13 protein-coding genes are annotated in these 12,221 nt (G+C 62.1%); 8 read left to right on the top strand and 5 right to left on the bottom strand.

Translation table 11 applies throughout. The annotated features are described in order from the left end of the window. Positions 1–36 precede the first annotated feature (36 nt). Positions 37–840, top strand: a complete 804-nt coding sequence (locus tag CTT34_RS03380; RefSeq protein ID WP_159341179.1) for a M48 family metallopeptidase — start codon at positions 37–39, stop codon at positions 838–840. Positions 841–858: 18 nt separating this feature from the next. After that, positions 859–1,116, top strand: a complete 258-nt coding sequence (locus CTT34_RS03375; RefSeq protein WP_159341178.1) for a hypothetical protein — start codon at positions 859–861, stop codon at positions 1,114–1,116. 69 nt (positions 1,117–1,185) lie between these two features. Here CTT34_RS03375 and aroE read toward each other — a convergent pair whose 3' ends face one another. The 5 genes from aroE to CTT34_RS03350 form a co-directional block, all read right to left on the bottom strand. After that, positions 1,186–2,004: a shikimate dehydrogenase gene (gene aroE, locus CTT34_RS03370; protein WP_159341177.1), complete on the bottom strand. Its 819-nt coding sequence runs from the start codon at positions 2,002–2,004 to the stop codon at positions 1,186–1,188. Positions 2,005–2,013: 9 nt separating this feature from the next. Beyond that, the gene (hemF, locus tag CTT34_RS03365; RefSeq protein ID WP_159341176.1) at positions 2,014–2,946 is read right to left on the bottom strand and encodes an oxygen-dependent coproporphyrinogen oxidase; all 933 of its coding nucleotides are present in this window, start codon (positions 2,944–2,946) and stop codon (positions 2,014–2,016) included. 70 nt (positions 2,947–3,016) lie between these two features. After that, on the bottom strand, positions 3,017–3,574 hold the full coding sequence (tsaC, locus tag CTT34_RS03360) for an L-threonylcarbamoyladenylate synthase type 1 TsaC (RefSeq protein WP_159341175.1): 558 nt from the start codon (positions 3,572–3,574) through the stop codon (positions 3,017–3,019). A 48-nt stretch (positions 3,575–3,622) separates the two neighbouring features. Next, on the bottom strand, positions 3,623–4,744 hold the full coding sequence (gene dprA, locus CTT34_RS03355; protein ID WP_159341174.1) for a DNA-processing protein DprA: 1,122 nt from the start codon (positions 4,742–4,744) through the stop codon (positions 3,623–3,625). A gap of 33 nt (positions 4,745–4,777) precedes the next feature. After that, on the bottom strand, positions 4,778–5,824 hold the full coding sequence (locus tag CTT34_RS03350; protein ID WP_159341173.1) for a LysM peptidoglycan-binding domain-containing protein: 1,047 nt from the start codon (positions 5,822–5,824) through the stop codon (positions 4,778–4,780). A 176-nt stretch (positions 5,825–6,000) separates the two neighbouring features. Between CTT34_RS03350 and def the strand changes: the two genes are divergently transcribed. From def to CTT34_RS03320, 6 genes are all read left to right on the top strand, one after another. Beyond that, entirely contained in the window at positions 6,001–6,513 is a 513-nt protein-coding gene (def, locus tag CTT34_RS03345) for a peptide deformylase (protein ID WP_159341172.1), read from the top strand. A 136-nt stretch (positions 6,514–6,649) separates the two neighbouring features. After that, complete coding sequence (gene fmt / locus CTT34_RS03340) at positions 6,650–7,642, top strand: methionyl-tRNA formyltransferase (RefSeq protein WP_159341171.1); 993 nt, start codon at positions 6,650–6,652, stop codon at positions 7,640–7,642. After that, positions 7,639–8,970, top strand: a complete 1,332-nt coding sequence (rsmB, locus tag CTT34_RS03335) for a 16S rRNA (cytosine(967)-C(5))-methyltransferase RsmB (RefSeq protein WP_159341170.1) — start codon at positions 7,639–7,641, stop codon at positions 8,968–8,970. Before fmt ends, rsmB begins: the two co-directional genes overlap by 4 nt. 45 nt (positions 8,971–9,015) lie before the next feature. Beyond that, positions 9,016–9,222, top strand: coding sequence for a dodecin (locus CTT34_RS03330; protein WP_159341169.1), 207 nt, complete (start codon positions 9,016–9,018; stop codon positions 9,220–9,222). 111 nt (positions 9,223–9,333) lie between these two features. Beyond that, positions 9,334–10,707, top strand: coding sequence for a Trk system potassium transporter TrkA (trkA, locus tag CTT34_RS03325; RefSeq protein ID WP_159341168.1), 1,374 nt, complete (start codon positions 9,334–9,336; stop codon positions 10,705–10,707). A 48-nt stretch (positions 10,708–10,755) separates the two neighbouring features. Further along, positions 10,756–12,204 carry a TrkH family potassium uptake protein gene (locus CTT34_RS03320; RefSeq protein ID WP_159341167.1) on the top strand — a complete coding sequence of 483 codons (1,449 nt, stop codon included), beginning with the start codon at positions 10,756–10,758 and terminating at the stop codon, positions 12,202–12,204. The last annotated feature ends 17 nt before the right edge of the window (positions 12,205–12,221 follow it).

The following is a 12,221-nucleotide window of genomic DNA, read 5'->3' as shown; positions in this document are numbered from 1 at the left end:
TGCAAGGATCCCTACTCGTCTATAAGGAAACTGTCTATGCGTTGGCTTCGCCCATTAGCGGTTACGGCGCTCTGCGCCTCGATCGCCGCTTGCTCGACGTCACCCACCGGTCGTTCACAGCTGCTGCTGCTCTCCGATGATCAGCTCAATCAGATGGGCCAACAGGCCTTCGCCGAATATCAGCAAAACATTCCGACTGCGGGTCAGGCGAGCCACCGTTACGTGCAGTGCATCACTAATGCCATTGTCGACGTGCTTCCCAACGAGCAGCGCGACCTGGATTGGCAAATTCGTGTGTTTGAGTCCGAACAGCCGAACGCTTTTGCCCTGCCTGGCGGCTACATGGGTGTAAACACCGGCATGCTGGACATCGCCACCAGCCAGGACCAGCTCGCCTCGGTGGTCGGCCATGAAATCGGCCACGTGCTGGCGCGCCACGCCAACGAACGCGCCTCTACCCAAAGCGCTACGTCATTGGGTCTTTCAGTGATCTCCAGCACGTCGGGCATGCAGACACCGGCAGGCCAGCAGTTGATGGGTGTGCTCGGCTTGGGGGCCGAGTACGGCATTGCGCTACCTTTCTCCCGCCGTCATGAAAGCGAGGCCGATGTGATAGGCCTACAGCTCATGGCGCAAGCGGGCTTCGACCCGCGTGAAAGCGTCACGCTATGGGAAAACATGCAGGCCGCGTCGGGCGGCGGTGCGCCTCCTGCCTGGATGTCGACCCACCCCAGCCAAGGCCAGCGGATTCAAGGCCTGCAAGCCAATATGGAGCAAGCGCTGGCCACCTACGAGCAGGCTCGCAACAGCGGCCGTACTCCTAACTGTCCGCGACCGTAGCGGCCATTCGAGGCTTTCATGATCCGATTGGGTTTACTGCTGTTAGTGCTGCCGATTCTGGTGCTGCTAGGCGTTTACTTTTGGGAGTTGGGGGACGTTCGCGCCTGCCAGCTCGATGGCGGCTACTGGAACTACCTGGAGGGGGCTTGCTACGACACACCACAGCCCTTCGTGTCGTGGCTCGAGCGTTCACCGCTGCTGGTTAATGGCGGCATGCTGCTATCCGTGGTGGGGTTGGTGATGTGCATGGTGGGCTTTTATACCAAACCGCGTTAGACCGACCCTTTCTCTCGCTCTCGTGAGCTCACGACGACAGGATGGGGGCACTCGCCCCCATCGTCCTGCTCACTCATTGAGAGACTGGCGGAGCAGCGAGCGCACGCTGGCCGTTTCCGGTCGAACGTTGCGCCATAGAAAGAACGATTCGGCCGCCTGCTCGACCAGCATGCCCAAGCCATCCAGCCGTTTCGCCCCGCGCGGTTCCGCCCACTGAAGAAACACCGTCGGCTCAGCGCCGTACATCATGTCATAGGCCCAGGCGCCTTCGGCAAACAGCATCTCCGGCAGCGGCGGCAGCTCGCCTGAAAGGCTGGCACTGGTGCCGTTGATCACCAAGTCGAATTGCCCGTCGATGGAGGCAAAACCGCCGCCCTGGAGAGTGCCCAGGTCGGCAAACGCGTGGGCCAGCTGCTCGGCTTTCTCCGCCGTGCGGTTGACGATGACGACCTCACTGGGCTGCTCCGCCAGCAGCGGTTCCAATACGCCGCGCACCGCGCCGCCTGCGCCGATGACCAGCACACGCTTACCCGCCAGAGGGACGCGGTGATAGGCCAAATCCCGCACTAACCCAATACCGTCGGTGGTATCGCCATAGGTACGCCCGTTACCGCCCACAATCAGCGTATTCACCGCCTGGGCGCGCTTGGCGCGGTGACTCAGCGTATCGCAGAGTGCAAAGGCATCGCCTTTGAAGGGCACGGTGACGTTCGCACCACGGCCGCCGTCGGCGACGAATGCTCGCCAAGCATCAGCAAACCCCTCCACAGGGGCGAGCTCAGCGGTATAACGCATGGCTTGCTGGGTTTGACTGGCAAATTCCCCATGGATCAGCGGGGATTTCGAGTGCTTAATAGGGTTGCCAAATACGCAGTAACGATCAGTCATCGACGCTCCTTAGGCGTTGCTCTGCTGGGCGGCTTCGGCCAGCCAATCGCGGGGCACCAAGTAGTCGTGCAGCGCGGCCTCACGACTGCCTGCGTCAGGGGTAAAGGCGTACTCCCAGCGGGCCAGCGGCGGCATGGACATCAGAATGGACTCCGTACGACCGCCGCTCTGCAAGCCAAACAGCGTGCCACGGTCCCATACCAGGTTGAACTCGACATAGCGACCGCGGCGGTAGAGCTGAAAGTCGCGCTCGCGCTCGCCCCAGGCGTCCTGCTTACGGCGCTCGACGATGGGCAGGTAAGCGTCCAGAAAGCTATCGCCTACCGCGCGCTGAAACGCAAAGCACTCTTCAAAGCTGCCTTCGTTCAAGTCATCAAAAAAGAGTCCGCCAACGCCGCGGGTCTCCTCGCGGTGCTTCAGATAGAAGTAGTCGTCGCACCACGCTTTGTAGCGCTCGTAAACGCCCTCACCAAAGGGCGCGCAGGCGTCACGCGCGACCTGATGCCAGTGCACCACGTCCTCGAACACCGGATAGTAAGGGGTTAGGTCGAAGCCGCCGCCAAACCACCACACCGGCGGCTCGCCCTCTTTTTCGGCAATGAAAAAGCGCACGTTGCCGTGGCTGGTGGGTACGTTGGGATTTTCTGGGTGCATGACCCAAGAGACGCCCACCGCATGAAAGCTGCGCCCGGCCAGCTCGGGCCGGGCTGCGGTCGCAGACGGCGGCAGCTGCGCACCGTGGACATGGGAAAAATTGACGCCGCCTTTTTCAAAAATAGCGCCCGACTCCATCACCCGCGAGCGGCCTCCGCCGCCCTCTTCGCGCTGCCAGCTATCCTCTTTGAACGCGGCCCGCCCATCGGCGGCGGCAAGCCCTTCACAAAGGCGCTCCTGAAGATCGAGAAGGTACGCTTTAACGTCGTCTAGGTGCTCGTGGGCCACGGTAACTCCTGGTGAGGTGAATCGTGAATCGTGAATCGTGAATCGATGGCAGTGTGACGAAGTCGGACGGCTAGTCACGCATCACTTTGCCGGTCACCAAATCGCGGATGGTGCTGGGTTTGGCATTGCCGCCCAGTTCGCCAGCCACGATGGCGGCGACCTCCTCCCCAAAAATGGTAGCGACCTCGCCTGCGCTCATGGCAGGAGGGTCGCCGGCTCGGTTGGCGGAGGTAGAGACGAGTGGGCCACCAAACGCTTCGCACAGCGCTTTCATCAGCGGGTGGTCGGTCACGCGTAACGCGACACTTTGGTGAGCACCACGCACTAAGCCGTGGCTTCTGCCGTTATCGGGCACTAGCCAAGTATTAGGGCCAGGCCAACTGGCGGCCAGCGGGGCATGCAGCGCAAGGGGTAGCTGGGTCAGCCAGGGCTGAAATTGCTGAATGCTCGCCGCCACCAAGATCACGCCCTTGGCCGGGTCGCGCTCTTTCATGCGCATCAAATGCGCCAGCGCTTCGTCGTTATCGGGATCACAGCTCAGCCCCCATACCGCCTCGGTAGGGCATGCGATCACACCACCTGCGCGCAGCGCATCTACCGCCGCTTTCACGTCAACCGCCGGTTTCATAGACACTCCTGATAAGCTCTCAGCCAATCCAACAAAGGAGGCTGCATCTTACCACGGGGCCGTCATTCTCACCCAGCCGCCCGCCTGCTGCGTCGCCTGCCCTTCCAGCTCCAGCATTAACAGCCGCTGTTGGCAGGCGCTCACCGAGAGACCGGTGGTCTGCACCAGCAGATCGATCGGCGTTGGCGAGGCTCCCAGCGCATCGAGCAACGGATCACCGCTGGCCGTCGAAGGGCTGTCGGGTCCGTGAGACGTCGTCTCACCGTGCGTCGTCGTCTCTACGGGCAGGTAGTGGGGCGCCCATTGCTGCAACTCTTCGAGCATATCGTCCACATGGCGCACCAGCGTGGCCCCGCTACGCAGGAGCTGTAGGCAGCCACGGGCTTGTACATTGTGCAGCGAGCCTGGCAGCGCGAATAGCTCACGCCCTTGCTCTACCGCTAGGCGAGCGCTCACCAGTGAGCCGCTTTTCTCGGTGGCTTCGACCACCAGCGTGCCGAGTGATAGCCCGGTGACGATACGGTTACGGCGAGGAAAAAAGGCGGGACGGGCAGCCGTGCCCGGCGGGTGCTCGGACAGCACCAAACCGCCGGGCTGGGTACTGAGCTGTTCGTAGAGATCGCGATGGCGCGCGGGATAAATGACATCGATGCCGCTTCCCAGCACGGCAATGGAGGTTCCACCCGCCTCCAGCGCTGCACGCTGGGCAACCCCGTCGACACCCAAGGCCATACCGCTCACCACACACCAGCCGCGCCCAGCCAATTCACGGGCAAACGCTTGAGCGTTACGGCTACCCTCCGACGTGGGCCGCCGCGTACCGACCATAGCGATGCCCGGAGCGCTCAGGGCGCGTAAATCCCCCTGCGCCCACAGCACCACCGGTGGGTCAGGAAGCTGATTGAGTAACTCAGGCCAATCGGGGTGATCGCGGTGCAGCAGATGACGATCGGGCGCGCCTTGCAGCCAGGTCAAGGTGTCGTCCACCGCGTGTTGCAGAGGGCTGCGCGTTGGGTGAGCGAGCCACAGGCGTAACGCATTGGCGGCACTGCTGGGCAGCGCCGCTAACCAGCCTTGCGGCCACGACGGCTGACGCGCCACCAGTTGTGCAATGCGCGTTGCCCCCATTCCAGGCAGTGCATGCACTGCCAGCCACTCCTTGGCATCCATCGCTGTTCCCTCTTGTAACGGATGATTCGTTCGTTAGCGCGCGGGCGAGCGCACGCTGTCCCCGATGGCCAATACCCGTGACGCCTGCATGACGAGGGCATAACTCATCTGATTGTAAGGCCGAAAAACCATCACCAGACCCGCTTCGGTATCGGGTAGGCGCAGTAGCTCTTGGGTGCGAGGATCGGTGACGAGCTCGCCCTGCTGATCGACACGCAGTACATGCCCAGGCTGCAAGCCATCCTGGGTGCCTAGGTCCAGCGCAACGATCTGTAGGCGTCCAATAAAAAGTACCCCACCCGGTACCGCAACGATCTGGCCCGATACGTCATTCAACGGTGCGCGGGGAACGAACGCGTCGCTCAGCTCATGATCCTCAAGCGGCAGCAGAATGTCGTTGTTACGCACTTCCTGATAGGCGCTGAGCACCTCGACCCGGGCGATATCGCCCTCGCTGCTGACGTAGCGCGCTTCGCCAATATTGATCAACTCATCGCCCAATCGCGTGCCATCGGCCGCGACATAGGGCTCGCCCGGACGATAGATCCCCAAGCGCGTGCGCTCCGGCAGCTCTCCACGCACGTACAGCGTATCGCCTGCCCCGCTAATCAGGCGCTGGTTGTCGCCGCCCACCACGTAGGCCAGCGCCTGTAGGTTCTCATCTGGCTCGACCACGCGATGCTCACGCAAAAAGGCGCGCACCAGGTCCATCGGAATCGGCGTAATGGCTTCGCGCTCCGGCACGGTGCGCATTTGCGGCGAGAGTTTGACGACGCCCTGGCCACGCTCCAACGTGACGCAGGGCTGGCCTTCGCAGGTGCCCAGTAGCAGCACGTCCCCAGGATAAATGAGGTGAGGATTGCGCACCTGAGGGTTTGCCCGCCACAGCGACGGCCACTGCCAAGGAGAGTGAAGGTAGCGGGCCGAGATGTCCCATAGGGTGTCGCCAGGAACCACTTCGTAGCGCTGCGGAGCATCGCGGCGTAAGCCTTCCAGGGCCCAGACAAGTTGGCTGGTCAGCAGCCCCCACGTTAAGAGCACGCCAAAGACGCTATAATAAAGAGGCTTTCGGGCCACCATCCGGTTCTCTCCAGGCAGTCGTTGGTGAAGCAGTGGAAGAGGGCCACACGGTGTCGCGCGTGCCCTGTCACGCTATCAGCATGTTATAGTGGCCCATAGTAAAGCAGTTAGGCGCGCTGACACAGGTTCGCCGCTAACTCATCTTAAAGACTCAGCATAACGGTGATTGTAACGCCATGGCCAAACTTCCTATTCTCGAATTCCCCGACGAGCGCCTGCGCACCAAGGCGGTACCGGTGGAAACCGTTGACGACGAGGTCCGCCAGCTCGTCGACGATATGTTGGAGACCATGTACGACGCGCGCGGCATCGGCCTTGCCGCCACGCAAATCGATGTCCACCGCCGCGTGGTGGTGATGGATGTCAGCGACGATAACTCCCAACCGCTGGTGCTGATCAACCCGCGCTACGAGCCCATTGGCGATGCCAAAGAGCCGCTCTCTGAGGGCTGTTTGTCGATCCCTGAGTACTACGCCGAAGTGCCGCGCTACCTGAAAGTGAAGCTCAATGCGCTGGACCGTCACGGGGAGCCCTACGAGCTGGAAGCAGATGGCCTACTGGCCCACTGCATTCAACATGAGTACGACCATCTGGAAGGTGTGCTGTTTGTGGATTACCTCTCGCCGCTCAAGCGCGATCGGGTGATGAAAAAAATGCAGAAGCGCCACAAGCTGATGAACGACGCCTAACCGGCACCTCATCACCTGGCCACTGGCCGAGCTGACACGCTGCCCCGCAGGCTTCTGCCTGCACGATAGCGCTGCCTCTCGGCCTTTGTGCGTTTCATAGATGGCACTTTCTCTCTTCTCTTAGGGGTTCTCCACCATGTCACCGTTACGCGTTGTTTTTGCTGGCACGCCAGACTTCGCCGCCTCCAGCCTTGCCGCCGTTCTCGACAGCGAACACGAAGTGGTGGCGGTTTACACCCAGCCCGACCGCCCTGCTGGTCGAGGCCGCAAGCTCACGCCCAGCCCGGTCAAACAGCTGGCACAAGCGCACGGTCTGCCGGTGTATCAACCTGTCAGCTTGAAAGACGCCGATGCGCAAGCCGAACTGGCGGCGCTGAATGCCGATGTGATGGTGGTGGTCGCCTATGGGCTGCTGCTGCCCCAAGCGGTGCTGGATACGCCACGTCTAGGCTGCATTAACGTGCACGCCTCGCTGCTGCCCCGCTGGCGCGGCGCGGCGCCGATTCAGCGCGCCATCGAAGCCGGTGATAGCGCCTCCGGCGTCACCATCATGCAAATGGATGCGGGGCTGGATACCGGCGCCATGCTGTACGAAGTACGCACCCCGATCACCTCCCGCACCACGGGTGGCGACCTCCACGACCGGCTGGCCATTCAAGGCGCCAATGCGCTGGTGACCGTGCTCGACCAACTGGACAGCGGAAGCCTGGAGGCAACGCCGCAGCCCGACGAGGGCGTGACCTACGCCGCCAAGCTCAGCAAAGCCGAGGCCGAGCTCGACTTTAGCCAGCCCGCCGAGCAGCTGGCGCGTAAAATTCGTGCCTTCAACCCGTGGCCGGTGGCTTGGTGCCCCCTGGGGAACGATCGTTTGCGGCTGTTGATGGCCAGCGTCGAACCTGGGGAGCAGCCGCCAGCCGCGCCTGGCACGCTGTTGGCACATGGCGACGAACACCTGCGCATTGCCTGCGGTGCCCAGGGCCAGGAAGTGCTGTGCGTCAGCCGTGCCCAGCTACCCGGCGGCAAAGCCATGGCAGTGCGTGATCTTTTGAATGCCCGCCAAACGCCCTTGAGCGAAGGTGTTCGTCTTGGACAGCCCTCACAGCCATCCTCGCAAGGAGCGCGCCCATGAGCGAGCGACCCGCCAAAAGCGGCAGCGGCCTGGACGTCCGCGCGGCGGCGGCCAGAAGTCTGGTGCCGGTTCTCACCGATAAAGGCTCCCTGGCCGGGCTCGATGAGCACAGCGTCATCGCTAGAGACCGCGCACTGCTCAAAGAGCTTTGCTACGGCACCTGCCGACGCTTGCCGCGTCTTCAAGCGCTGGCCAGCCGTCTGTTGAAGCAACCCTTCAAAAAGCGCGATGCGGATGTCCAGGCGCTGCTGCTGATCGGTATCTATCAGCTGCTCTACATGCGTACGCCTGCCCACGCCGCCGTGGGGGAAACCGCTGGCGCTGCGCGTCTGCTGGAGAAAGAGTGGGCCACCCGCGTGCTCAACGGCTGCCTGCGCCGCCTACAGCGCAAAGCCGACGCTCTGCAGGCCGAAGTCGACCGGGATGAGAGCGTGGCCTTGGAGCACCCTCAGTGGCTGCTAGGCAAGCTGCGTAACGCCTGGCCAGATCAGTGGCGCGCCATTGCCCGGGCCAACAATGAGCCGGGACCGATGACGCTGCGTGTCAACCAGCGCCACAATGATCGTGAAGCGTACCTGCAGCAGCTCACTGAACAGGGCTTGAACGGCCAGCTCTGCTTGCACGCCCCCGATGGCATTACGCTGACTCATCCCTGCGATGTCTCGGTGCTGCCTGGCTTCGACCAGGGCCATGTCAGCGTGCAGGACGAAGCCGCACAGCTCTGCGCCGCGCTGCTTGGCCCAGCGCTCGCCCCACGGCCGGGTGCCCACGTCTTGGATGCCTGCTGCGCGCCCGGCGGCAAAACCGCCCACTTATTGGAGCAGTTCGATATTGCGCTGACCGCGCTGGATAGCGATAACCAGCGGCTGGCCCGCGTCGACGACACGCTCAGTCGCTTAGGGCTCAGTGCCGAGCTGAAACATGCCGATGCCACCACCCGCGACTGGTGGAGCGGCACGCCGTTTGACGCCATCTTGCTGGATGCCCCCTGCTCCGGCACCGGCGTGATTCGTCGCCACCCGGACATCAAAGCGCTACGCCGCAAAGAGGACATCCGCCAGCTCGCCAAGCTGCAGCAACAGCTGTTGGATAATCTCTGGCCGCTGCTACGGCCCGGCGGTACGCTGCTCTACGCCACGTGCTCGGTGCTCCCCGAAGAGAATGCCGCACAGATCGATGCGTTTTTGGCCCGCACCCCGGATGCCCACGCCACCACACCCCATGACGTGGCCTGGGGCGAACAGAGTGGCCAGGGGCGCCAGCTGTTTCCCGCTCAGAACAGTCACGATGGCTTTTTTTATGCCAGACTAGAGAAGCGACCGGCCTAGGCGTTTCGCCCTGTGCCACCTGTTCATGACACGCAAGGAGATAGCATGAGTCATCACACTTATAAGCATATCGAGCTCACCGGTTCATCCGAAAAAGGGATCGAGGACGCCGTGCAGAACGCTCTGGCGAAAGCCTCCGAGAGCGTTCACAACATGCGCTGGCTCGAAGTCACCGACACCCGCGGCCACATCGAAGATGGCCGCGTGGCCCACTGGCAGGTCACCGTGAAGGTGGGCTTCACGCTGGAATAATCCCTACCTGCTTTTCGACGGCGGCTGGTTTACACTGGCCGCCGTCTTTATTGCAGCGCACACCGCCAAGCGGCCATGCGCTGGCGCTTATAACGGAACCGATGCTCAGCGATGAAAATCATCATTCTTGGCGCCGGCCAGGTCGGCGGCACCCTTGCGGAGCACCTCGCCCGCGAGGAGAACGACATCACCGTCGTCGATACCGACGGCGCAAAACTGCGCGAACTGCACACCAAGCTGGATATCCGCACGGTGACCGGCGCGGGCTCCTACCCCATCGTGCTTCGCCAAGCGGGCTGTGAAGACGCCGACATGCTGATCGCGGTGACCAACACCGACGAGATCAATATGATCGCCTGTCAGGTGGCCCACACGCTGTTTCGCACGCCCACCAAAATTGCCCGGGTGCGCTCCACCGCCTACCTCACTCGTAAAGGGCTATTCGCCCATGAAGCGATCCCCATCGACGTGCTGATCAGCCCCGAGCAGGTGGTCACCGACCACGTGCGCCGTTTGATCGAACATCCCGGCGCGCTGCAGGTGCTGGAGTTTGCCGGCGGTTTAGTGCAGCTGGTGGCGGTGAAAGCCTTCTACGGCGGCCCGCTGGTGGGTCAGGATCTGGCCTTTTTGGGCAAGCACATGCCCAACGTGGAAACCCGCGTGGCGGCGATTTATCGCCGCAACCGGCCAATCATTCCCCGAGGCGACACGGTGATTGAAGCCGACGACGAGGTGTTCTTTTTGGCCGCCCGCCGGGATATCCGCGCCGTAATGAGCGAGCTGCGTAAGGTGGAGCGGGACTTCCGCCGCGTGGTGATTGCCGGGGGCGGCAATATCGGCGAACGGCTAGCAGAGCACTTAGAGCACAGCCATCAGGTGAAGATCATCGAGCACAGCCTGGAGCGCTGCACCACGCTTTCCGAGCGGCTGGATCGCACCGTGGTGCTCCACGGCAGCGCCACCAGCAAGCGGCTGCTGGAAGAGGAAAATATCGAGGATTGCGATATCTTCTGCGCGCTGACCAACGACGACGAGGTGAACATCATGTCGTCACTGCTGGCCAAGCGGCTGGGGGCTAAGAAGGTCCTCACGCTGATCAACAACGCGGCCTACGTCGATTTAGTCCAGGGCGGCGATATCGACATCGCCATTTCCCCTCAGCAGGCCACCATTGGCAGCCTGCTGACCCACGTGCGCCGGGGGGATATCGTCAATGTCCACTCCCTACGCCGGGGCGCGGCGGAGGCCATCGAGGCCATCGCCCACGGCGATAAACAGTCGTCGAAAGTGGTGGGCCGCACGATCCGCGAGATCGACCTACCCGACGGCACCACTATCGGTGCCATCGTACGCGGTAAAGAAGTGCTCATCGCCCATGGTGACGTGCGGGTGGAGAGCGGCGACCACGTGATTCTGTTCGTGATCGACAAACGGCGCATTCGTGACGTGGAGCGCCTGTTCCAGGTCGGGCTAACGTTTTTCTAAGGAGCGCGCCAGCGTGATGACACAGCCACCACCGAGATCAACAGCGCTATGAGTTTGCGGGTCATTCTACGTATTTTGGGCCTGCTGCTGATGCTTTTCAGCCTGACGATGCTGCCCCCCATGCTCATGTCGCTCTGGTTTCGAGACGGCGTCTGGCACGCGTTCATGAGCGGCATTGGGATTACCGTCATGACGGGGCTGTTTCTCTACCTGCCCAACCGCCGTGCTCACAAAGAGCTACGCATCCGCGACGGGTTCATCATCGCGGCCATGTTCTGGACCGTACTCGCGCTGTTCGGCTCGCTGCCGTTGATGCTGTTTGGCGAAGGCTCGCTGAGCATGACCGATGCGGTATTCGAGTCGTTTTCTGGCCTGACGACCACCGGGGCCACGGTGATTACCGGTATCGACTTTTTGCCCGAATCGATCCTCTACTATCGTCAGCAGCTCCAGTGGCTAGGCGGCATGGGGATCGTCGTACTGGCCGTGGCCATACTGCCCACCCTCGGCGTCGGGGGCATGGCCCTGTATCGCACCGAAATTCCGGGGCCGCTCAAGGACTCCAAGCTCACGCCGCGGATTACCGAAACCGCCAAAGCGCTCTGGTACATTTACGCGACGCTCACGTTTGCCTGCATGGTCGCCTACATGCTGGCGGGGATGAACTGGTTCGATGCCCTAGGCCACAGTTTCTCCACCGTCGCCATCGGCGGGTTCTCCACCTACGATGCCAGTATCGGCTACTTCAATAGCGCCGCCATCGAGTTGATCTGCATCGGCTTCATGCTGATTTCGGCCTTCAGCTTTAGCCTGCACTTCATTGCCTGGCGGGAAAAGCGTCTGCTGCACTACTTCCAAGACCCGGAAGCCCGCTTTCTGATGCTGTTTTTAGCCGGGCTCACCACCATTACCGTGATCACCCTATGGCTCACCGACACCTACGACGACATCGTGGGGCTACGTCATGCGCTCTTCGAGGTGGTCTCGGTGGCCACGACCGCCGGCTTTGCCGTAGCAGACTTTTCTGGCTGGCCAGGGGCACTGCCGTTCCTGCTGTTCGTAGCAGCGTTCGTGGGCGGCTGTTCGGGCTCTACCGCCGGGGGGATGAAGGTCATCCGAATCATCCTGATCCTGAAGCAGGGGATGCGTGAGGTCATGCGTCTGATTCACCCCAACGCGGTCATCGCCGTCAAGGTCGGCAAAGTGAGCGTGCCCGATAGCATCGCCCAGGCCGTGTGGGGATTTTTCTCCGCCTATGTGATGCTGTTCTTTTTAATGCTGGTGGGCGTGATGGCAACGGGCGTCGATCAGGTAACGGCGTGGTCTACCGTGGGCTCTGCGCTGAACAACCTGGGCCCGGCACTCGGTGAGGCCAGCAGCCACTATGGCGATTTACCAAGCCTCGCCAAATGGATCCTAGTGCTGGCCATGCTGCTGGGCCGCTTGGAAATTTTTACGGTACTGGTGCTGTTTACCCCGGCGTTTTGGCGGCGTTAAACGCACTGCTGGTGACT

The organism is Halomonas meridiana (genome assembly GCF_009846525.1).
In the GTDB taxonomy this organism is placed as follows: domain Bacteria; phylum Pseudomonadota; class Gammaproteobacteria; order Pseudomonadales; family Halomonadaceae; genus Vreelandella.
Note: the sequence above shows the minus strand (reverse complement) of the source record. Positions and strands in the feature narration are given on the sequence as shown.

Bases quoted from the DNA above. Each gene is read 5' to 3' on its own strand.
- CTT34_RS03380 (WP_159341179.1), top strand. From the start codon at position 37: ATGCGTTGGCTTCGCCCATTAGCGGTTACGGCGCTCTGCGCCTCGATC.
- CTT34_RS03375 (WP_159341178.1), top strand. From the start codon at position 859: ATGATCCGATTGGGTTTACTGCTGTTAGTGCTGCCGATTCTGGTGCTG.
- aroE (WP_159341177.1), bottom strand. From the start codon at position 2,004: ATGACTGATCGTTACTGCGTATTTGGCAACCCTATTAAGCACTCGAAA.
- tsaC (WP_159341175.1), bottom strand. From the start codon at position 3,574: ATGAAACCGGCGGTTGACGTGAAAGCGGCGGTAGATGCGCTGCGCGCA.
- dprA (WP_159341174.1), bottom strand. From the start codon at position 4,744: ATGGATGCCAAGGAGTGGCTGGCAGTGCATGCACTGCCTGGAATGGGG.
- CTT34_RS03350 (WP_159341173.1), bottom strand. From the start codon at position 5,824: ATGGTGGCCCGAAAGCCTCTTTATTATAGCGTCTTTGGCGTGCTCTTA.
- def (WP_159341172.1), top strand. From the start codon at position 6,001: ATGGCCAAACTTCCTATTCTCGAATTCCCCGACGAGCGCCTGCGCACC.
- fmt (WP_159341171.1), top strand. From the start codon at position 6,650: ATGTCACCGTTACGCGTTGTTTTTGCTGGCACGCCAGACTTCGCCGCC.
- rsmB (WP_159341170.1), top strand. From the start codon at position 7,639: ATGAGCGAGCGACCCGCCAAAAGCGGCAGCGGCCTGGACGTCCGCGCG.
- CTT34_RS03330 (WP_159341169.1), top strand. From the start codon at position 9,016: ATGAGTCATCACACTTATAAGCATATCGAGCTCACCGGTTCATCCGAA.
- trkA (WP_159341168.1), top strand. From the start codon at position 9,334: ATGAAAATCATCATTCTTGGCGCCGGCCAGGTCGGCGGCACCCTTGCG.
- CTT34_RS03320 (WP_159341167.1), top strand. From the start codon at position 10,756: ATGAGTTTGCGGGTCATTCTACGTATTTTGGGCCTGCTGCTGATGCTT.